This window comes from Devosia limi DSM 17137 (assembly GCF_900128975.1).
Lineage (GTDB): Bacteria > Pseudomonadota > Alphaproteobacteria > Rhizobiales > Devosiaceae > Devosia > Devosia limi.
In genome coordinates this window covers 54,638-75,613 of the sequence record NZ_FQVC01000003.1, presented here as the reverse complement: position 1 = coordinate 75,613, position 20,976 = coordinate 54,638, and the positions used below count along the sequence as shown (strand labels likewise).

Here is a 20,976-nt window from a genome sequence, read left to right as displayed (position 1 = left end):
GTCATCATACAAGTTCGGTATTATTGTATGTTGACTTCCTTTTTCATCTTCCATACCAGTTTTGCACCAAGGCAAAGCCGAGTCCAGAGGAGGGCGCTGCTGGCCTTGTGTGCTGCCGGCAAGGCCGGTGGCCGGGCAACAGGCACCGTCAGGAGCGCCAGCAAGGCGCCGAGCCGGCGGTGGGCGAGGACCTTTGGGAGGACTACATGTTTCATCTGCCTAAACTGGCGGTGACCGCCATCGTCGCTGCAGCGCTGATGGTGGGGACCGCCAGCGCACAAACCGTATTGCGCTCTTCGGATACCCATCCGGATGGCTATCCAACCGTCGAAGCGGTCAAGCATTTCGGCGAGCTCCTGAGTGAAAAGACCGGCGACCGCTATTCGGTCGAAGTGTTTCACTCCGCCCAGCTGGGCGAAGAAAAGGACACGATCGAGCAGACCCAGTTCGGCGTGATCGATCTCAACCGCATCTCGATCGGCGCCTTTGGGACCCAGGTGCCCGCAGCCACCGTGACGCAGCTCCCCTATATCTTCCGTTCCGCCGACCATATGCACGCTGTGCTCGATGGCCCGATTGGCGAGGAAATCCTGGCCGCCTTCGACGCCGTGGACGTGGTGGCGCTGGCTTACTATGACGGCGGCGCCCGCTCGTTCTACAACAGCGAAAAGCCGATCAACTCGCCGGCCGACATGGCTGGGATGAAGCTGCGCGTGATGCAATCGGACATTTTTGTCGACATGGTCGCCGCCTTTGGCGGCAACGCCACCCCGATGCCCTATGGCGAAGTCTATTCGGGTATCCAGACCGGCGTCATCGACGGCGCCGAAAACAACTATCCCAGCTATGACACTGCCGGCCATGCGGAAGTTGCCAAGTTCTACTCGCTCGACGAGCACCTGATGGTGCCCGAAGTGCTGGTGATCTCCAAGGTCGTCTGGGATGGCCTGACTCCCGAGGATCAGGTGCTGTTCCGTGAAGCCGCCAAGGAATCCGTGGCCAGGCAGCGCGAGCTTTGGGCTGCCAAGGAAGTGGAATCCAAGGCTGCGGTCGAAGCGCTCGGCGCCCAGATCAATACCGTCGACAAGCAGCCCTTCATCGACGCGATGAAGCCGGTGTACGAAAAGTATGTCACCGATCCCAAGCTGCAGGACCTGGTCGCCCGCATCCAGGCCACCGAGTAATCACGTCATCCCCGGGCCGGGGCCGCAAGGCGCCGGTCCGGACTGGCTTGCCGGGAGACATGTCGTGAGAGACAGGCTTTTGTCCATCAGCCGCGGGCTGGGACTTCTATCAAATCTGGCATTGTGGCTGGCAGGCCTGGGCCTGGTCACGATGACCGTTGTTGTCGCCTACCAGGTGTTCATGCGCTTCGTGATCAACGCCTCGCCGGCCTGGACCGAGAGCGGCTCGATCATGATCATGACCTGGTTCATCTTCCTGGGCGCCGCCGTGGGGGTGCGCGAAAACTTCCATATGGGCTTTGACGTGCTGCTCTATGTGCTGCCGCCCGGGGCCAAGCCCTGGCTGCGCGGCATCAGCGACGTCTTCGTCTTCGGGTTTGCCTTTGGCATGGTGTTCTATGGTGGGGAATTGGTCATCCGCTACTGGTCGACCCGCATCCCCGTGCTCGGGTTGCCAACATCGTTCACCTATCTGCCCATCGTGACGTCGGGCGTGTTGATGTGCCTGTTTTCCCTTGAACGCTTGGTGTTGCGCCTCGCCGGCGAGCCGGTCGACGAGATCGCCGCCGAACCCACCATTACCGAGGCGTAGGGCTATGGAATACTGGATTCTGTTTGGCGTATTCACCCTGCTGATGCTGATCGGCACGCCGATCGCCTATTGCCTGGGCATCGCCAGCTTTGCCACCATCGTCTATCTGGGGCGCCCGGCCATCGTGGTGTTCCAGCAGCTCAATTCGGGCGTTTCGGCCTTCAGCCTGTTGGCGATTCCCTTCTTCATTTTCGCCGGCGACCTGATGATGCGGGGTGGCATCGCGGCGCGGATCATCTCGTTCGCCAGCGCGGTAGTCGGGCATGTGCGGGGTGGGCTGGGACAGGTCAATATCGCGGCATCGACGCTGTTCGGCGGGATTTCCGGCTCGGCCGTGGCGGAAGCTGCAGCCGTTGGCGGCATCATGATCCCGCAGATGAAGGCACGCGGCTATGGCGCCGACTATGCGGTGAACGTGACCTCGATGGCGGCGTTGATCGCCCTGCTGCTGCCGCCCAGCCATAACATGATCATCTATTCGCTTTCGGGCGGCGGCAATATTTCCATCGCCGATCTATTCACCGCCGGCATCATTCCGGGCCTGCTGCTGGCGCTGGCCTTGAGCATCACCGCCTATGTCGTGGCGGTGAAGCGCGGCTATCCCACCGAGACCTTTCCGGGTTTTCGCAAGGCGGGGTACTTCTTCATCGTGTCCATCCCCGGCCTGATGCTGATTGCCATCATCTTTGGCGGCGTGCGGTCGGGGATTTTCACGGCGACGGAAAGCTCGTGCATCGCGGTCATTTATGCGCTGCTGGTGACACTGCTGGTCTATCGCTCGCTCAGCTGGAAGGCGTTCATTCACTCGGTGCTGGGTGCGGTGCGGACCACGGCGATGGTGTTGTTCATCATCGGCGCGGCGGCCTCGTTTGCCTGGCTGATGGCCTATCTCAAGGTGGCGACGCACCTGACGGCCGGCATTGCCGCGATTTCCTCCGATCCTCTACTGGTGCTGCTGATGATCAACATCGTGTTGCTGCTGCTCGGCACATTCATGGATATGGGACCGCTGATCATCATCACCACGCCGATCTTCCTGCCGATCGTGAAGGCATTCGGTATCGACCCGGTGCATTTCGGGGTGATCATGATCCTCAATCTCGGCATCGGGCTCAATACGCCGCCGCTGGGACCGGTGCAGTTCGTGGCGGCGGCGGTGGGAAAAATATCAGTCTGGGAGGCGATGAAGAGCGTCTGGCCGTTCTATGTGGCCGGCCTGGTGGTGCTGGGTCTGGTGACCTATATCCCGGCGCTGTCCTTGTGGCTGCCCAGCGTGTTCAGGTGATCCAATGAGTGTTGATGATGTCACCCCTGCGACGCGCAAGCCCAAGCTGGCGGAGTTGGTCGTCGGTGGCCTGCGGAAGTCGATCATGGCCGGCCAATATGTCGCCGGCCAGAAACTGCCCACCGAAAGCCAGCTGACCAAGCAGTTCGGGGTCAGCCGGACGGTGGTGCGCGAGGCGCTGGCCGCGCTGGCGGCCGACGGGCTGGTGCAATCGCGCCAGGGCGCAGGCGCGTTCGTCATCGCCAATGCCACTTCGACCTTCAACGCCATTGGCGGGGATCGCGGCAACAAGATCTCCGAAGCGCTCAATGTGCTCGAGGTGCGCATGGGTATCGAGATCGAGTCGGCGGGGCTGGCGGCACTGCGGCGCAGTGCGTCCCAGGATGCGGCGATCCAGGAGGCCTATTACGAATTCGAGCGGCTGCTCGAAAATGGCACGCCGACCGGCAAGACCGATTTCGCCTTTCACCGGGCGATCGCGGCAGCGACCAATAATCCGTTCTATATCGAAGTGCTCGACGCGCTGGGGAGCCGCACCATTCCGTGCGATGTCGCCTCGCCCTGGGGCACCGAAAGCGTGCTCACCTACGAGTATCAGGCGGGGCTGCAGCGCGAGCATTTCAGAATTCTCGGCGCCATTTCAGCCCAGAATGCCGAGGCCGCACGCGAAGCGATGCGCCAGCACCTCTCCCTCAGCCAGGAGCGCTACCGCGCCCGGCTGTGCGGGGACCGATACCGACATGAATTAGGATTTAGTGACCAATGAGCACCGATTTCGACATCCGCTTCGCCATCGACCCCGTCACGGCGGCGACGATGAACACTGACGAACTGCGCGAGCATTTCCTGATCGAGGACCTGTTCCTGCTGGGCGGGGTCAACTGGACCTATAGCCATTATGATCGCCTGTCGGTCGGCGGCGCGGTGCCGGGCGAGACGGCGCTGGTGCTGGAAGCGATCAAACCGACCGGTACGCCGAACTTCCTCGATCGCCGCGAAATGATCGTGGTCAATGTGGGCGGCGATGGCAGCATCAGCGTCGACGGGCAGGACCATGGGCTGGCCAATCGCGACATGCTCTATGTCGGCATGGGCAGCAAGGATGTGCAGTTTGCCTCCAATGATGTCGCCAATCCCGCCAAGTTCTATCTGCTGAGCGCGCCCGCGCATGCCAGCCATCCGACCAAGCTGATCAAGATCGGCGATGCCAAGCGGGTGGATCTGGGCAGCCAGGAAACCTCCAACGAGCGCTCGATCTTCCAGTTCATCCACCCCGAAGGCGCCAAGACCTGCCAGCTGGTGGTGGGGATGACGACGCTGGCCTCCGGATCGGTGTGGAACACCATGCCGAGCCATTATCATGACCGGCGCTCGGAGGCTTACCTCTATTTCGACCTGGCCAAGGATGCGCGCGTCGTCCACCTGATGGGCGAATATGACGAAACCCGCCACCTGATCGTCAAGAACGAAGAGGCGATCCTGTCGCCATCCTGGTCGATCCATTCGGGTGTCGGCACCGCCAATTACACCTTCATCTGGGCGATGGCGGGCGACAATGTCGACTATACCGATGTCGACAAGGTCGGGATGGACGAGCTGCGCTGATGGACAATTCGGCTTTCAGCCTCGCCGGCCAGAGCGTGATGGTGACCGGCGCCAATACCGGGATCGGGCAGGGCATCGCCCTGTCGATCGGTCGGGCTGGCGGGCGGGTGATCGGGGTGGCGCGCTCGTCGATGGCAGAGACGGCGCGGTTGTTTGACGAGATCGGGGCGGAATTGGTGCCGGTCAGTGCCGATATCGGCTCGACCCAGGTGGCGCAGGCGATGTTCGACGCGGCCTGGGACCAGCACGGGCCTATCGACGGGCTGGTCAACAATGCCGGGATCATCAAGCGGGTCGATGCGGTCGATGTCAGCGAGGATGACTGGGACAGCGTCATGGACGTCAACCTCAAGGCGATGTTCTTTCTCTGCCAGTCGTTCGGGCGCAAGGCGCTGGGTGCCGGTCGCGCTGGCAAGATCGTCAATATCGCCTCGATGCTGAGCTTTCAGGGCGGTATTCGTGTCGCCAGCTATACCGCCTCTAAAAGCGGGGTGCTGGGGATCACGCGGCTCTTGGCCAATGAATGGGCGGCCAGGGGGATCAACGTCAATTCGATTGCCCCCGGCTATATCGAAACCAACAATACCGAGGCGTTGCGGGCCGATCCTGACCGGTCGGCCGCCATTCTCGGGCGCATCCCGGCGGGTCGCTGGGGCGAGCCTTCCGACATTGGCGATGCGGCGGTGTTTTTGCTGTCGCGCGCTTCCAACTACATGCATGGCGCTGTCATCCCCGTCGATGGCGGGTGGCTGGCGCGGTAACGAGATGAGTGAACACATGGTCTTTGCACAAGCCAATGCCAGCGACTGGATCGAACTGGCACCGGGCAATCGGCGCCGGGTGCTGATCCATACGCCCGAGCTGATGCAGGTGGAATTCGGCTTCGACAAGGGGGCGGTCGGCGCGTTGCATTCGCATCCGCATATTCAGGTGAGCTATGTCGCCGAGGGATCGTTTGAAGTCACGATCGATGGGGTGACCGAAGTGGTCGGGCAGGGTGGCAGCTTCATCGTGCCGAGCGGGCTGGTGCATGGCGTCGTCGCTCTGGAGGCCGGGCGGCTGGTGGACGTGTTTACGCCGATGCGGGCGGATTTTTTGTAGGGACGTAAGGCACGCCGCGTCACCCCGGCGAAAGCCAGGTTCCAGTCCTGAGCGACGGGTAGCAAGGAAACTGGATCCCGGCTTTCGCCGGGATGACGGCTGGTGGGTGTTGGTCGTCGTCGTCTCAGTCCTACACCCGGCTGCCCGCGGGCTTGACCCGCGGGTCACTCGTCGCGCGACCGGGGGGAGAGTGGCCCCCGGATCAAGTCCGGGGGCAGCGCTGTGGGTGGGTGAGATGGGGGGCTGGTTCCGCTGGGTCGTAGACAGTCTCACGGAGTCATTCCCGTGGTTTTCTGCAGGAATGTGGACCGCCCGATGCTTTCGGGAATGACCCCGAGGGCCCCCCCTTACCCAATCTCCTCCAATAGTCCCGCATATGCCCCCTCATGCCTGCCTTCCCAGTTCGGCAGACCCGGCTTGGTCAGGCGGCCGCGACGAGGGGGGATGAAGCTGTAAATGGAGCGGGTGGGGGCTTCGCGCCATTGCAGGTTGAAGGCGGCATAGTGGGGGAAGAATTCCATGTCGTGGTAGGGCAGGTGATCGTGCACGTACCAGGCGATGGCTTCCCAGTCCCCAGTGCGCTCGTAATAGGGGATGGCGGCGTTGATGATGACGCAGGCGGTGGCGCCCATGCGGCCCTCGGCGTCGCGGCGATCCCAGATGTGGCCGGCAAAGTTCTTTTCGTTGATCGAGCAGTTGAGGTCGTGTTCGTTGCCGAAGCGGTTCACTTCGGGCGAGCGATAGGATGAGCGCACCGAGATGCGCCCAAAGCGTGCCTGCAGCGGTTCGAGCAGGTTTTCACACAGCGCCGTGCCTGCGGCGATGGCGAGGTCGGGATCGTCGGGGATATTGGCAAAGCCATTGACGGCGGCGATTTCCGAATAGAGAAAATCGCGCATGAAGAAGCTCTCGGACAGGCGAACGCGACCGAAGCGCTCAAGGGCTTTGACGCTTTGGGGCTTGTGCATGGCGGCCTTCCGGGATCAGTGCGGGCGTGGCAGTGTCTGGCCATGACCGCGGTGGCACAACCCGGTTTCCACCACCGGAGCGGGACCCCCATGTTACTGACAATCGTATTCTATATCGCCGTGACGGTCGAAGCTATGACGGCGGCACTGGCGGCAGGGCGGCGCCAGATGGACTGGTTCGGCGTCTGCATGCTGGCCTGCGTCACTGCGCTCGGCGGTGGTACGGCGCGCGATGTGTTACTGGGACACTATCCGCTGACCTGGGTGGAAAATCCGTATCTGCTGATCCTGGTTTGCGGGGCGGCCATGGCCACGATTGCCATAGCGCGCGTGGTGGACCGGCTGCGCTGGCCGTTCCTGGTGCTGGATGGGCTGGGGCTGGTGGCGCTGACCATTATCGGCTGCAATATCGGTATCGAGATGGGCCTGCATCCTGTCATCGTCATCGTTGCCGGTATGCTGACCGGGATCGTTGGCGGCATTCTCCGCGATATCCTGTGCAATGACGTGCCGCTGGTGTTTTCGGGCGAACTCTATGCCACCGTGTCGATTGTGACCGGGGCGATTTACCTGTTGGGGCGTCATCTGGGCTTTGAGTCAGACCTGCTGATCATTGCGGCTTTCGCGGTGGGTTTCCCGCTGCGGCTGCTCTCGATCATCTACAAGTGGAGCATGCCGAAATTCGTCTATGAAAAGGACTGGCGCTAGGGTCGCGGCTTGTGGCATGGGTCTACCATACAAGGACGGAGACTGATCTTGCGACAGACCTGGCGGTGGTTCGGGCCCCATGACCTGACCAGCATCGATGACATCACTCAGGTGGGTGCCGTTGGCGTGGTGAGCGCGCTGCACCATGTGCCCAATGGGGCGGTGTGGACGCCCGAAGAGATTGCCAAGCGGCATCGCGAGATCGGCACCCGCAAGGATGGCACGCCATCGGGCCTGACCTGGGACGTGGTGGAAAGCCTGCCGGTTTCCGAAGACGTCAAGAAGCAGAAGGGCGACTTGCGCACCCATATCGAGAACTACAAGATTTCGCTGCGCCACCTGGCCGATAGCGGCATCGAGGTGATCTGCTACAATTTCATGCCGGTGCTGGACTGGACCCGCACCGACCTGCGCTACAGTGTGGCCAATGGCGCCTCCTGCATGCGCTTCGACATCAATGATTTCGCTGCCTTCGACATCAATGTGCTGGAGCGGCCAGGCGCGGGCGCCGACTATACCAATGCGATCGTCGACGAGGCCGGACGGCGCTTTGCCGCGATGGACGAGCCGGCCCGCAAGCGGCTGGCGCGCAATGTGACCATGGGCCTGCCCGGCTCGACCGAAGCGATGACGCTGGACGATGTGCGTGATCACCTGGCCGAATATGGCGCCATCAGCCGCGAGCGGCTGCGGGCCAATTTTGTCGATTTCCTCGAAGCCGTGGTGCCGACGGCGGAAGATCTCGGTCTGCGGCTTTGCTGCCATCCGGATGATCCCCCGTTCGCGCTGCTCGGCTTGCCGCGGGTGATGTCGACCGAGGCGGACTACAAGTACATTCTGGATGCCGTCGATAGCCCGGCCAGCGGGATGACCTATTGCACGGGATCGCTCGGCGCGCGCCCGGACAATGACATGCCCGGCATGATGGAGCGGCTGGGGCACCGGGTGCATTTCCTGCACCTGCGCAACGTCAAGCGCGACAATGACGATGTCATCGGCTCGTTCTTCGAGAGCGAGCATCTGGCTGGCGATGTCGATATGGTGGCGGTGATTGCCGCGATCGTGCGCGAGGAAAACAAGCGCAAGGCGGCGGGCCGCAAGGACCACACCATTCCGATGCGCCCCGACCACGGCCAGGATATTCTCGATGATCTCAATCGCCGCTCGCAGCCGGGCTACCCGACCATTGGCCGAATGAAGGGCCTGGCGGAACTACGCGGCGTGATGGCGGCGTTCGAGCACAGGGAACTGGGGCTTTAGCCGGTTCGGGTCTCTCCCTTACTCGGGAGGGGCCATTCGCCCGCCGCTGGACGAATTTACTAAGTTCGGAACCAAATTTTACGAGTTATCAAAGTGTTGAGCCCAGTCTAACGTCCGACAGCAGCGCATGAGGCGGGCGCATGGCGGAACGGGCTGGGGTGGGGCGCTTTATCGCCTGGTTGACCCCAAGCAAGGTGACTGGCGATCTGTACCTCCGGCAACGGATGCAGCTGTTTGTCGTCAGCCATCTGTTTGGGCCGCTGCTGGCGACGCCAATTCCCATCCTGCTGTGGAGCGTCGATCCCAATCCAAACCCACATGTGCCGATCCTGGCGGCGGCGATCTATGGGTTCTGGGGGCTGATCGCCCTGGTGCGGCTGTTTCCCGGCGCCTATCGCGCGGTGGCGATGCTGTCGGGGTTCAACCTGACGGCGACGATCATCTGGGCGGCCTATCATTATGGCGGCAGCGGCTCGCCCTTCCTCATGTGGCTGGTTCTGACGCCGCTGCTGGGCTTCATGACGCTGGGCTCCAACCGGGCCTCGCAGCTGCATATCTTCCTGATGTTGCTGGGTGGGCTGGCGCTGTTGTTCGGGCTGCAGAGCTGGACTGTCATGCCCCAGCACATTGCGCCAGGGGACCTGCTGCTGGCCGGGATGGTTTCGGCACCGGGTATCACGTTCTTCGTTTTCATGATGGGGATTTACTACGCCAATGTGGTGGCCAGCCAATCGGACCTGCTGGCCGAGATCGCGCGGCAGCAGGGCGTTATCACCGGGCTGGAGGAGACGCGGCAGCGGGCCGAGCAGGCCAATCTGGCCAAGTCCGAATTCCTCGCCAAAGTCAGCCAGGAACTGCGCACCCCGCTCAATGCGGTGATCGGTTACTCCGACCTGTTGATTGCGACCGAGCCGGACAAAGGGCGGGTCGGCGACCTGCAGATGATCAGCGGTGCCAGCCAGCACATGCTGGGGGTGGTCAGCGATATTCTCGATATCGGGCGGATCGAGCGCGCGCAGATGACGCTGCATCTGGAGGATGTCGATGTCGACGCACTGCTCGATAGGGTGGCGGCAGACGCGCGGCCACTGGCCGAGCGCAATGGCAACACGTTCGTGCTGGAGCGCGGCGGGCTGGGCTTCATGGCGGCCGATGCGACGCGCCTGCGGCAGGCCATCGACAACCTTGTGGCCAATGCGGGCAAGTTTACCCGGGATGGGCAGATTACGTTGAGCGGGGTCCGCCAGGTGGTGGCTGGCGAGGCGTGGATCGAGATTGCGGTTGCCGATACCGGCACCGGCTTGACGCATGACCTGCAGCTGGCGCTGACGGCCACGCTGGCACAGGGCATGGCGGCGAACGCCGGTGACGGTGGCATGGGGCTTGCGATCAGCCAGAATATCTGCCGGCTGATGGGCGGATGCATCGAGATGCAGAGCGAGCCGGGACGGGGCAGCCGCTTTGCCATCCGTCTGCCGGTGCGCGAACTGGAGACCGAGACGGAAACGGCGGATCCGGTCCCGGCGCGCCTGCTGCATCGACGCTCGATCAGTGACGCGCGGGCCCTCCCGGTCGAGGCCGAGGGCGATGCGGTGTCGCGGCCGATCCTCGAGCCGGCGCAGGTGCTGGCGCTGATCATCGACGATGACCTGGCATTTCTCGAAACGGCGGAGCGGCTGTTCGTGGCGGCCGGTTATACGCCGATCTGCACCGACGCGCCCCATGCGGCGCTGCAGATGGCGCGGACGAGCAAGCCGACGGTGATTTTCCTCGATACGCTGATGCCCGGCTTCGGCGGCTGGGACGTGCTGGCGGCGCTCAAGGGCGATCCTGAAACCGCCGATATTGCGGTATTCATGTTGGGCGTGCAGTCGGAACGTGCAGCGGCGCTGGATGCCGGGGCGGCAGGCGTCATAGCCAAGCCGCTCGATGCGTCCAAGATCAAGGCGGCGCTGGCCGGGCTGGCGGCGACGCGCGGCCACAGGCAACGCCGCAGCATGGTGTCGGCATGAATCGCATCCTGGCAATCCTGGTTGGCTGGGCGCAGGCAGTTGACCGCCGGATCGACGACGGCATCGGTGCCGGTGGCCTTGCACCGCATGTGCGCAAGGCGCTGATGCGGCAGCAATTGGCTTCGATCGCCCAGATGACACCGGCGCTATTTGTCAGCGGGCTGGTGGTGACGCTGTGCTTTGCGTTGCTGACCTGGGGGCAGAAGGAGCTGGCACCGACCGTCCTGTGCGGCCTGCTGATCAACGCGCTCTATCTGTATGGGGTGCAGCGGACGCGCCGGCCAGCGCCGCAGAGCGACAACAGGATCGTGGCGGCGGCTGTCTGGACCATGGTTTCCTGCATGGTGCAGGGGGCGCTCTGGGGCATCATGCTCAATATCCTGCCGGTCGATGGGAGCCTGGCAATTCAATCGGCGGCTATTGTCGGGGTTGGTGGATTGCTGTGCATCACCATGACCGCAGTGGTCAATTATCCGCAGGCCATGCTGGCCTTTGCCGGGCCGCTGGTCGTGGGGGCGATGCTGTCGCTCGCCGAGGTGACGGGCGAGGCGGCCAGCTGGATCCAGGTGCCGATGATCCTGGGCGTGGCCATCGGCATGTTCATTGTTTCACTGCGCCATGCCGCCGAGTTCGTCGCGCATCGTGCCTCCGAAACCCAGGTCGCCGAGAAGCGCGAGATCATTGCGTTGCTGCTGCGCGAATTCGAGCAGACGACGTCGGACTGGATCTGGGGCTTTGACGAGCAAGGCAGGATCAACCGGATTTCTGCGGGCTTCAATACGGCGACGGGTGTGAGCGAAGCGGCGCTGACCGGGGCGGGTTTCGTGCATTTCCTGCGCGCACTGACGGTGCCGGATGATCCGCTGATGGCACATCTGGAAGCCGATATTGCGGCGCGGCAGTCGTTTCGCGATATCGAATTGCGGGTCATCGCCGATGGGCGCGAATGCTGGTGGACGCTGACCGGCAAGCCGGCATTCGATGAGTCCGGCTGGTATCTGGGCTATATCGGGACGGGGTCGGACGTGACCGAGCGGCGGACGGCCGAGCGCCGGATTACCATCCTGGCGCATCACGACCCGCTGACCGGGTTGCTCAACCGCACCAAATTCGTCGATCAACTCAGCCAGTGCGTCGGACGGCTGGAGCGTTATGGCGCGCCGTTTACGCTGCTGGTGCTCAATCTCGACCAGTTCCGGCAGGTCAATGAGCGGCACGGGCACCAGGCGGGCGATCGTCTGCTGGAGCATGTGGCGCGGCGGATTGAAGGCTCGGTGCGGGCGACCGACCTGGCGGCCCGGATCGGGGGCGACGAATTTGCGGTGATCCTGCCCGGTGTCGGGGTCGCCGAAAGCGTAGCGATGATCGCCGAGCGGTTGATCGCGGCGATCAACCAGCCCTTTGTGGTCGATGGCCAGGCGCTGCAGATCGGCACCAGCATCGGCATCGCGCTGGCTCCGATGGATGGGCAAAGGCCCGACCTGATCCAGCGCAATGCCGATATTGCGCTGGCGCGGGCCAAGGCGGACGGACGCTCAGGCTATCGGTTCTTCGAGAGTGGTCTGGATATGCTGGCGACCGAGCGGCGCCAGCAGGAAGCTCAATTGCGTGACGCGATCGATCAAGGCGAACTGGTGCTGCATTATCAGCCGCTGGTCTCGGCGGTGGATGGAGAGCCGACCGGTTTCGAGGCGCTGCTGCGGTGGAACCACAAGACACGCGGGCTGGTGTGCCCAGCCGATTTCATCCCCTTGGCCGAACAGTCCGGCTTGATTGTCGAGATTGGCGACTGGAGCATTGCGCAGGCGTGTCTGGCCGCAGCCGACTGGCCGGCGCATCTGAGCGTGGCGGTCAACCTGTCCAGCCGGCACTTCCGCCGCTCGGACATTGCCATGGTGATCAAGCGGGCCCTGTCGATCTCGGGCATCGCACCGGAGCGGCTGGAGATCGAGGTGACCGAGGGCCTGCTGATGGAGAACTCCGATGGGGTCGCCGAGAAACTGGCGGAAATCCATGCACTGGGGGTGACCATCGCGCTTGACGATTTCGGCTCTGGTTATGCCAGCCTCGGCTATCTGCTGCGATATCCAATCGGCAAGATCAAGATCGACCGCTCGTTCGTGGCGGCGTCCAATGTCGATGCGGTAGCGCGCGATACGCTCAAGGCGATTGCGTTGATGGGCAAGACGCTCAAGCTCAAGATCACCGCCGAGGGCGTGGAAACGCGCGAACAGGCGGAGCTGCTCAGCGACATGGCCTATCACCAGCTACAGGGGTTCTATTTCGCCCGGCCGATCGAGCCGGTCGATCTGCCGCACTACCTGCTGACCCATGTGCTGGCGCGCACCCATGCAGCCAAAGCCGAGGTGGAGGAAACGCTGGCGGCGCTGCGGGCGTAGAGCCCGCCCATTCAGCGGTCATTCGCGCCTGCGCGGGAATGGCGCCATGGGTTTTGGAAGCGCTGGCTTGACCCAGCCAGCGCAGCGCGACTACCGCTTCAGTCCTCCAGCAGGTACCCACCGGCGCGGCTGGGGATAATCTGCGTGCCGACGATCTTGGCGATGCTGGTGCCGCGGCGAACATATTTGGCCGATGAGCGCGACAGGATGAAGCCATCGGTGCCGGCCAGGATCGGGGTCCGGGCGAGGAAGGCTTCGGGGCCGTCCATGGCGATGAGATCGGCGACGGGCTGACCCGCGGTGACATGCTCGCCCAGCTCAACGCGATAGGCAAGCAGGCCGGGGCGGTCGACGCGCAGGACTTCGGTCGCTTCCAGCGCGGTGGGGCCCGGCGCCGTCTGGGGCGGCTGGCCGGCATCGGCGGCGATCAGTCCGCGACCGGCGAGAAAGCCGAACAGGGCGGCGGCGTCGGTCTTGCCGAAATGGTCAAAGCTATCGGCCTGGCCGCGATATTCGAGGGTTGCGGCTGCCGTGGCGAGCGGGATCGGGTGGTCGGCATTGGCGCGCTGGGCCTTGCGGTAAAGCGCGGGCAGGACCTCATCGAAGGAGCCGCCGCCGCTGTCCTCGGCGGTGAGAGTAGCGGCGACGCCCATCCAGTCGGCGAGGTCCTGGAGGCCCGGCATCAGGTCGGGCGAGGTGAAGATGTGCATCAGGCTTTCGTCGTCGCAATGCAGATCGAGCACCAGGTCGGCATCATGGGCCGCCTTGAGCGTCAGCATGCGCAATTGCTGGGCGGCCGAGCCGGGGCGTTGCGCATCGATCCAGGCGGCGACGGCGGCGCGGATGACAGCGACATTGGCCGCAGGGTCGGCAGTCAGCCGGCCGGCAATGGTGTCGGCGATGGCGGGATAGAGATCGGGCCAGCGGCGGTTGTAATTGACGCCGCTTTCGGTGTCGTAGCGCCCGATATGGTGGCGCAGCGAGCGGTTGGCGAGACCCAGCGGATTGACCGAGGGGAACACCACGAAGCGGGCCCTGAGCGTGCCGGCGGCATCGGCATCGCGCAGCATTGGCAGCAGGTGATGCAGCGCCATGGTGCCGGGTTGCTCATCGGCGTGAAGCGCAGCCTGCAGATAGACCTTGGTGTCGGCGCTATCGGGGCCGGCTGTGTAGGAATAGAGATCGGTTGACGTGCCGGGGGTGTCGCCGGCCAGCGCGATACGGTGTTGCTGAAAGCTCATCTGAAAACTCGATTGAGGGGCCTAACGCATCCATCTGGGAGCGTAGCGCAGGCGGGGTGGGGCGGGCATGTGGCGCATCAGGCGCTGATAGACAAGCCCGAACAGGAAGAACACCACCAGCGTCACCGCCAGGAAATACAGCGCCGCGACCGAGAAATGCAGGAAGGCATTGTAGTCGCGCTCGAAGAATTCCTTGGCGGTGATCATCAGATCTTTTTGCGCGCCGATAACCGGCAGGGCGAAGTAGACGATGGCGGTAGCGTGGAACAGGAAGACGACCTCATTGGTGTAGGCGGGCCAGGCGAGGCGGATCAGATTGGGCCAGATCACCGAGCGAAATTGCTGAAACCGGCTCATGCCGTAGGCCCGGGCCGCTTCGACCTCGCCGCGCGGCACGGCGCGCAGGGCGCCATAGAAGATTTCGGCCGTATAGGCGGCGGTATTGAGCATCAGCACCAGCGGGCCGATGAACAGCGGGTGCAGCACGAACCAGGATACGCCCATGGGCTTCCAGACGCTGATATTGAGCGAAAGGGCCAGCGAATAGAACATGAAAAACTGGATGAAAAGCGGCGAGCCGCGGAAGGCATAGATGTAGCCGCGCGACAGCCGCGAAATCCAGGGATTGGTGGATGCCTTGCCCAGCGCCAGCAGCACGGCGAAAACGAAGCCGAAGGGGATCGAGGCAGCGGCGAAATAGAGATTGAACAATACGGCCGGCCAGAAGGCGACGATCTCGTTGAGGAGGACCTGCATCAGTTGGTCCTCTCGCTGAGAATGCCACGACCGGCGCGGCGCATCAGGGCTTCAAAGCCGCGTTCGGAGAGCAGGGTGACGATGATGTAGAAGACGAACAGCACCAGATAATAGCGCCAGCGCCAGTCATCATGGACGAGGCCAACGGTGGGCAGGAAATTGGGCGCCCCGAGCCGGTCGGCCCAGAGCACGATATCGGCGATCTGCAGCAGCGAGAGCAGCGATGTCGCCTTCACCACCAGCATCCAGACATTGGACAGGCCGGGCAGTGCATAGACCCACATCTGGCGGATATGGACGCGCCACAGCACCTGGCTGGCGCTCATGCCATAGGCGCGGGCGGCCTCCAGCTGGCCCCTGGGTACGGCACGCAGCGCGCCATGGATGACATTGGTGGCAAAGGCGCCATAGACAAGCCCGAGCGAGACGCTGGCCAGGATCAGGTATTCGGGCGTGCCCAGATACCAGTTGGCGGCCTGGCAGGGGGGCCAGGCGGCAGACTGGGCGGCGATCAATTCGGGGGTGCAGACCTGGGTGGCGACCAGCCATTCGACGGCCTGCTCGAAGGCCAGCGGGAAGAACAGGAAGAACAGCACATCGGGCACGCCGCGCACGATGGAGGAATAGAAGCTGCCAATGAGGCGCAGCGGCAGGTAGCGTGAATTCTTGAGGGTGGCGCCGATCAGCCCGAAAATGACGGCGAGGCTCCCCCCGAGCAGGGCGGCGAAGATGGTGAACTGAAAGCTGGCATACCAGGTGAGGTGCTTGCCATTGGTCAGATAGCCCAGCCAGAAGGCGAGGTCGTCGCTCATGGACTGGTCCTGGTGGGCAATATCATCTGGTTATCCCCAAAGCAGTGCCCTCCCCCTTGAGGGCGGGTTGGTGAGGAGGTGTCGCGACCTCCTCACCCGTGACGAGAGCCCCACCCCTGTTAGGCGAGGTGGGGGATTGATTACTCGGCGAAGTACGGCCCGCGACCTTCGAACCACTTGGCGATCAGGGTGTCGACGGTGCCGTCCTTCTTGAGGGCGGTGAGGGCGTCGTCGAACTTGGTCTTGAGCCCGGCTTCGTCCTTGCGCAGGCCGGCGCCAACGCCATTGCCGATCATCACATCCTCGCCGACGAAGACGATGGCGCCACCGGAGGCCGCGACGACGGGCTCGAGATAGGCGCCATCGGCGATGATGGTATCGAGATTGCCGGCGGCAAGGTCGGCCATGGCCTGGTCAGCCGTGCCGAACGAGACGACGGTGTTGGCGCCAGCCAGGTTTTCCTCGGCATAGGCGGCCTGGATGGTGCCACCCTGGACGCCGACGCGCTTGCCCGACAGGGCGGCGATATCGATCTGATCGCTGCCGGCGGCAACGAACCTGGACGGATCGGGCGGGAAGTAGTTGGCGGTGAAGTCGATGGTCGCGAGGCGCTCGTCGGTGATCGACATGCCGGCCATGATCACGTCGTAGTTGCCAGCGAGCAGGTTGGGAATGATCGAGTCCCAGTCATTGATGATGAATTCGCAGGTGAGGCCAGCGGTTTCGCAGATGGCATTGCCCAGCTCGATTTCGAAGCCGGCCGGCTTGCCGGCGTCATCGAGGAAGTTCCAGGGCGCATAGGCGCCTTCGGTGGCGATCCGCACGGTTTCCTGCGCGGTGGCGGCGCCACTCAGTGCCAGAACCGCTGCAGCGGCAAGGATGATCTTCTTCATCGTGGTTCTCCGTTTAGTCTTGTTGTTGTTGGTTGTTCTTGGCGGACCCACTGGCGGGGCCTTGTCATCATGCTGCCCGCTCACGCGGACGTTGTCGTCTAGGTATGGCTGGCGGCGTTGAGGAATTGCTTGAGGCGGGCCGAGCGGGTGGCCCCGAACACCTGGTCGGGCGTACCCTCTTCTTCGATCAGCCCCTGATGGAGGAAGATTACCCGGTCAGACACCGAGCGGGCGAATTCCATGTCGTGGGTGACCAGGATCATGGTGCGGCCCTCGTCGGCCAGCAGCTTGATAACCCGCAGGACTTCCACTTCCAGCTCCGGATCGAGCGCCGAGGTGGGTTCGTCGAACAGCATGACGCGCGGGTTGATGCAGAGGGCGCGTGCAATGGCGGCTCGCTGCTGCTGGCCACCCGAGAGCTGGTTGGGATAGGCATGGGCTTTTTCGGCAATGCCAACCTTGGCCAGCATGGCGAGGGCTTCGGCTTCGACCTCGGCGCGCGGGCGCTTCTGCACCACCAGCGGCGCTTCCATTACATTGTCGAGAATGGACAGATGCGCCCACAGATTGAATGACTGGAACACCATGCCCAGTTCGGAGCGGATGCGGCGGATCTGGTGCTCATCGGCGATCTGGCGGTGGGGCGGCCTGCCGCGCAGGCGGATTTCTTCAGCATCGATGCTGACGCTGCCCTGGTCGGGCACTTCGAGCATGTTAATGCAGCGCAGCAGTGTCGACTTGCCGGAGCCGGACGAGCCGATCAGCGATACGACCTCGCCTTCGCGGGCCTCGAATGAGATGCCTTTGAGCACTTCGAGCGCCCCAAAGGATTTATGCAGGTCGCGGATGGCCACCACAGATGGTTTGCTGACCAGGGGCTCGGCTTGCGTCATATGTTCCGTGTGCCTGCTGCGCAGGCCAGTTTCCGTCCGGCGACTGCCTTTTTTTGAGGCTGGCAATCTTGACCGCTCCCTAGAAAAGCAGAAGTGAGCAGTTTAGCAAGCGTAAATCACGCAGAGACTTGCGCGGGTGGGCCCGCCTCAGCAATGTCGCGCGATGTTCTTTGTGATTTCAAAAGTTTTCTGGGCGTTGGTCCAGCCGCTGAGCGCCGCCTTGTTGCTGGTGGTTCTTGGGGGCATCCTCATCGCTTTCGGCAAGCGCCGGATGGGGCTGGTCACGGGCGCGCTGGGCGCGCTGGTTCTGGGCCTGGCGGGCTTTACCACCTTGGGCGCGTTGATGATTGGCCCGCTCGAGGACCGGTTCGGGCGGCCGGCCCAATTGCCCGAAACTGTCAGCGCCATCGTCATGCTCGGCGGGGCATCGAGCGGCACGGTCAGCGCGGCGCGTGGCACAACGGAGCTGACGGTGGCGGGGGACCGCTTTGTCGAGACGCTGCGGCTGGCCCAGTTTTATCCACAGGCTAAGGTGGTGATAACCGGTGGAGTCGGCTCGATCGAGTCCGAGGGCGAAACCGAAGCGGCGACGGCAGAGCGGTTCTTTATCGGGCTCGGCATCGCGCCCGAGCGGCTGGTGCTGGAGGATCAGGCGCGCAATACGGCCGAGAATGCCGATTTCACTGCGGCGCTGCTGGGGGAACTCGATGGCCCGGCGATCATGGTAACCTCGGCATTCCATATGCCGCGATCGATGGGGTTGTTCCGCAAGGTCGGCCTGGAAATGCTGCCCTGGCCGACCGACTATCGCAGTACCGGCCAGGAGAGCGTGGGGTTTGACATCCGTAATCCGGTCGACAACCTGTCCACGGCGACGACAGCGCTCAAGGAATGGATCGGCCTGCTGGTCTATCACTGGACCGGCAAGATCGATGAACTGCTACCGGCGCCTCATATCTCGAACTGATCGCCGGGGACCGTCAGCCGATAGCTCAGATGGTCCTGATCAAGACTGAAGCTGGCCTTGCCACCAACCGACAGCGGCACGATGCGCTCCAGGACCATGGTGCCGAAGCGGGGAGGCTGCGGGGATTTTCCGGTCTCGATGCCGGTTTCCTGCCATTCGATGGTCAGATTGCGCGGCCGGCCAGGCCGGGTTTCGATCCTGGCATCGACCCAGACATGGCCAGGCGATCCGGTGGACAGCGCGCCATGGATGACGGCATTGGCGGCCAGTTCGTGGATCGCCAGCCCGATATGGAGCGCGGCATTGGGGCCGAGCAGGGGATTGTCGCCGGTGATGCGCAATTCGCGCAGCAATGAGGGCACGACGCGCGACAGTTGCGAGGTGACCAGCGACTGGAAATGGGTGCCCTGCCAATTGCTCTCGGTCACCAGGTCCTGGGTTGACGAGAGGGCGTGCAGGCGCCCCCGGAATTTGTCGAGAAAGTCCTGGATGCTGTCGCTGTGACGGGCCGTTTGCATGGCGACCGACTGGACAATGGCCAGCAGGTTCTTGGACCGGTGGCTGACTTCGCGCAGCAGCGCGTTAACAGCGGCTTCACGGCTGCGCTCATCGGTGACGTCGACCAGCACGATAATGAGGCCGTCGCCGTCCGGCACGAAGCGCGCTTCGATCAGCTGGCGGCGCTTGCCGACACTGAGATGGAATTCGATGCTTTGTTCTTCCTGGCTGCTGCGGCAGAGCGCGCCCGTGGCCGTGAACAATTCGGCAATGTCGGGGGGCAGGATCTCGGCGTCGGTCAGTCCGAGCGTGGCGCTTACTGGCCAGGCCGAGGGCAGGTTTTCGGCGAGATCGTAGCGACAGTCCTGATCCTGATGCAAAAGGCCCGTGCCAGTCTGGCGCAATCCCACGCTCATGGCGCGCAATCGGGTCTGGGGCGGGAGGTGGTCGGACTCAGGAAACATCAGGGCTATTGCTTAATCACTTGCGGGACCCTGCGCAGACGACAACAGCCCCACCTCAGGCAAGGCTGCTGTACACGAAGGATGAGCCGACGATGGGATATCAAACGCGGCGAATGAGGCCGACGATCAACGAGATCACCAGGAAGGCCAGGAACAGGAAGAACAGAATCTGCGCGATGCCGGCGGAGGCACCGGCAATGCCGCTAAATCCAAGAACCCCGGCAATCAGGGCGATGACGAGAAAGACCAGTGCGTAATAAAGCATGTCAAATCTCCGATTTCAGCGCGTGTAATGACAACGGTCAGCCCATGGGGGAGTTCCGGACAGAACCAAAAAAGGCCGGGAAAACCCGGCCTTTTGAAGCGATTGTGATCGGCGGGGGATCAGGCTGCGGCGCGCGAGCCTTCATTGAAGAACAGCGCCTGGCTGATCAGCGCCTTGACCATGTCGGGATTGAACGGCTTGGTCACGAGGAAGGTCGGTTCAGGACGTTCACCGGTCAGCAGACGCTCGGGGAAGGCGGTAATGAAGATCACCGGTACCGAGTGGGTATTGAGGATGTCGTTGACCGCGTCGATGCCTGAACTGCCATCGGCGAGCTGGATATCGGCCAGGATCATGCGCGGATGGGTCTGACCGAACAAATGGACCGCTTCCTTATGGGTGCGGGCCACCGAAACGACCTTGTGACCGAGGCTTTCGACCAGCTGCTCGATATCCATGGCGATCAGCGGCTCATCCTCGATGATCATGATTTCGGTCGCCACCTGGCGGGAAATCTCGACCGAGGCCTCATCCAGCAGCGCCGCGAATTCGGGTTCGGAAACCGAGAGAATCTCGGCGGCCTGGCCGTGAGTGAAACCCTCTACGGCAACGAGCAGGAAGGCCTGGCGCGGACGCGGGGAGAGCGTTGCCAGATTGTGGGCGGCCCGCTTTTCCCAGGCAAAAGTGGAGGTGGGCTCGGGCACCTTGACGGCCGAGCTGGAGAATAGCGCCGAGAACAGCTTGTACAGGGCGATCCGGTCGTTGGACGCTTCAGGGAACAGCGACACATCGGCGATCAGCGCCTCAAGCGTGGCCGCGACATACGCGTCGCCCGATGTCTGCGAGCCGGTCGTGGCGCGGGAAAACCGCCGCAGATACGGCAGGTGCGGTGCAATCCGCGTCGACAATGTCATGGTATACTCCCCAGTGACGCTACAGAATTCGAGTTCATGAGCCCGATTAACGGGATCGGTCAGCAAAAGTTCCAATGCGCACGGAACTTTTTGTTGCGCCGGGCATTTCTCCGGCAAGCATGGGCTGAAACATACATCTGGCGGTCTCAAAAGGTATGA

At 63.1% G+C, this 20,976-nt stretch carries 21 protein-coding genes; 12 read left to right on the top strand and 9 right to left on the bottom strand.

Translation table 11 applies throughout. The features are described 5' to 3' along the window. The first annotated feature begins 206 nt into the window (after positions 1-206). The 7 genes from BUA69_RS05820 (at position 207) to BUA69_RS05790 (ending at position 5,767) form a co-directional block, all read left to right on the top strand. Positions 207-1,184 carry a TRAP transporter substrate-binding protein gene (locus BUA69_RS05820; RefSeq protein WP_046135370.1) on the top strand — a complete coding sequence of 326 codons (978 nt, stop codon included), beginning with the start codon at positions 207-209 and terminating at the stop codon, positions 1,182-1,184. 64 nt (positions 1,185-1,248) lie between these two features. Then, complete coding sequence (locus BUA69_RS05815; RefSeq protein WP_046135371.1) at positions 1,249-1,776, top strand: TRAP transporter small permease; 528 nt, start codon at positions 1,249-1,251, stop codon at positions 1,774-1,776. A gap of 4 nt (positions 1,777-1,780) precedes the next feature. After that, the gene (locus BUA69_RS05810; protein ID WP_046135372.1) at positions 1,781-3,061 is read left to right on the top strand and encodes a TRAP transporter large permease; all 1,281 of its coding nucleotides are present in this window, start codon (positions 1,781-1,783) and stop codon (positions 3,059-3,061) included. A 4-nt stretch (positions 3,062-3,065) separates the two neighbouring features. After that, complete coding sequence (locus BUA69_RS05805) at positions 3,066-3,827, top strand: FadR/GntR family transcriptional regulator (protein ID WP_046135373.1); 762 nt, start codon at positions 3,066-3,068, stop codon at positions 3,825-3,827. Continuing rightward, positions 3,824-4,666 carry a 5-dehydro-4-deoxy-D-glucuronate isomerase gene (kduI, locus tag BUA69_RS05800; protein ID WP_046135374.1) on the top strand — a complete coding sequence of 281 codons (843 nt, stop codon included), beginning with the start codon at positions 3,824-3,826 and terminating at the stop codon, positions 4,664-4,666. Before BUA69_RS05805 ends, kduI begins: the two co-directional genes overlap by 4 nt. Continuing rightward, positions 4,666-5,427 (top strand): 2-dehydro-3-deoxy-D-gluconate 5-dehydrogenase KduD, encoded by a 762-nt coding sequence (kduD, locus tag BUA69_RS05795; protein WP_082093837.1) that lies wholly within the window; start codon positions 4,666-4,668, stop codon positions 5,425-5,427. The genes kduI and kduD overlap by 1 nt, the downstream gene beginning before the upstream one ends. Before the next feature lie 16 nt (positions 5,428-5,443). Beyond that, a complete protein-coding gene (locus BUA69_RS05790) occupies positions 5,444-5,767 on the top strand; it encodes a cupin domain-containing protein (protein WP_143154432.1) in 324 nt (107 codons plus the stop codon). 347 nt (positions 5,768-6,114) lie between these two features. Here the strand turns inward: BUA69_RS05790 and BUA69_RS05785 are convergent, their stop codons facing one another. Continuing rightward, positions 6,115-6,735, bottom strand: coding sequence for a peptidase M15 (locus BUA69_RS05785; RefSeq protein ID WP_046135376.1), 621 nt, complete (start codon positions 6,733-6,735; stop codon positions 6,115-6,117). Positions 6,736-6,825: 90 nt separating this feature from the next. Between BUA69_RS05785 and BUA69_RS05780 the strand changes: the two genes are divergently transcribed. The 4 genes from BUA69_RS05780 to BUA69_RS05765 all read left to right on the top strand — a co-directional run bounded on the left by BUA69_RS05780 (position 6,826) and on the right by BUA69_RS05765 (position 13,114). Then, complete coding sequence (locus BUA69_RS05780) at positions 6,826-7,443, top strand: trimeric intracellular cation channel family protein (RefSeq protein ID WP_046135377.1); 618 nt, start codon at positions 6,826-6,828, stop codon at positions 7,441-7,443. Positions 7,444-7,491: 48 nt separating this feature from the next. Next, a complete protein-coding gene (uxuA, locus tag BUA69_RS05775) occupies positions 7,492-8,703 on the top strand; it encodes a mannonate dehydratase (protein WP_046135378.1) in 1,212 nt (403 codons plus the stop codon). 140 nt (positions 8,704-8,843) lie between these two features. After that, positions 8,844-10,715 carry an ATP-binding response regulator gene (locus BUA69_RS05770; protein ID WP_052950565.1) on the top strand — a complete coding sequence of 624 codons (1,872 nt, stop codon included), beginning with the start codon at positions 8,844-8,846 and terminating at the stop codon, positions 10,713-10,715. Next, a complete protein-coding gene (locus BUA69_RS05765) occupies positions 10,712-13,114 on the top strand; it encodes a putative bifunctional diguanylate cyclase/phosphodiesterase (protein ID WP_052950566.1) in 2,403 nt (800 codons plus the stop codon). The genes BUA69_RS05770 and BUA69_RS05765 overlap by 4 nt, the downstream gene beginning before the upstream one ends. Before the next feature lie 98 nt (positions 13,115-13,212). On the opposite strand, the gene BUA69_RS05760 is transcribed toward BUA69_RS05765, so the two are convergent. The 5 genes from BUA69_RS05760 to BUA69_RS05740 all read right to left on the bottom strand — a co-directional run bounded on the left by BUA69_RS05760 (position 13,213) and on the right by BUA69_RS05740 (position 17,709). Beyond that, positions 13,213-14,355 (bottom strand): succinylglutamate desuccinylase/aspartoacylase family protein, encoded by a 1,143-nt coding sequence (locus BUA69_RS05760; RefSeq protein WP_046135379.1) that lies wholly within the window; start codon positions 14,353-14,355, stop codon positions 13,213-13,215. A 21-nt stretch (positions 14,356-14,376) separates the two neighbouring features. Beyond that, positions 14,377-15,111 carry an ABC transporter permease gene (locus BUA69_RS05755; protein ID WP_046135380.1) on the bottom strand — a complete coding sequence of 245 codons (735 nt, stop codon included), beginning with the start codon at positions 15,109-15,111 and terminating at the stop codon, positions 14,377-14,379. After that, positions 15,111-15,923: an ABC transporter permease subunit gene (locus tag BUA69_RS05750; RefSeq protein ID WP_046135381.1), complete on the bottom strand. Its 813-nt coding sequence runs from the start codon at positions 15,921-15,923 to the stop codon at positions 15,111-15,113. The genes BUA69_RS05755 and BUA69_RS05750 overlap by 1 nt, the downstream gene beginning before the upstream one ends. A 140-nt stretch (positions 15,924-16,063) precedes the next feature. Further along, a complete protein-coding gene (locus BUA69_RS05745; protein ID WP_046135382.1) occupies positions 16,064-16,816 on the bottom strand; it encodes a transporter substrate-binding domain-containing protein in 753 nt (250 codons plus the stop codon). Between the two features lie 98 nt (positions 16,817-16,914). Continuing rightward, positions 16,915-17,709: an ABC transporter ATP-binding protein gene (locus tag BUA69_RS05740; RefSeq protein ID WP_046135383.1), complete on the bottom strand. Its 795-nt coding sequence runs from the start codon at positions 17,707-17,709 to the stop codon at positions 16,915-16,917. Between the two features lie 163 nt (positions 17,710-17,872). Between BUA69_RS05740 and BUA69_RS05735 the strand changes: the two genes are divergently transcribed. Next, positions 17,873-18,676 carry a YdcF family protein gene (locus BUA69_RS05735; protein WP_046135384.1) on the top strand — a complete coding sequence of 268 codons (804 nt, stop codon included), beginning with the start codon at positions 17,873-17,875 and terminating at the stop codon, positions 18,674-18,676. Here the strand turns inward: BUA69_RS05735 and BUA69_RS05730 are convergent. The 3 genes from BUA69_RS05730 to BUA69_RS05720 all read right to left on the bottom strand — a co-directional run bounded on the left by BUA69_RS05730 (position 18,661) and on the right by BUA69_RS05720 (position 20,817). Next, positions 18,661-19,590 carry a sensor histidine kinase gene (locus BUA69_RS05730; protein WP_160300130.1) on the bottom strand — a complete coding sequence of 310 codons (930 nt, stop codon included), beginning with the start codon at positions 19,588-19,590 and terminating at the stop codon, positions 18,661-18,663. The two genes, BUA69_RS05735 and BUA69_RS05730, sit on opposite strands and share 16 nt — an antisense overlap. Positions 19,591-19,738: 148 nt before the next feature. After that, positions 19,739-19,903, bottom strand: coding sequence for a DUF1328 domain-containing protein (locus tag BUA69_RS05725; RefSeq protein WP_046135386.1), 165 nt, complete (start codon positions 19,901-19,903; stop codon positions 19,739-19,741). Between the two features lie 119 nt (positions 19,904-20,022). Further along, positions 20,023-20,817, bottom strand: coding sequence for a response regulator (locus BUA69_RS05720; protein ID WP_046135387.1), 795 nt, complete (start codon positions 20,815-20,817; stop codon positions 20,023-20,025). Between the last annotated feature and the right edge of the window lie 159 nt (positions 20,818-20,976).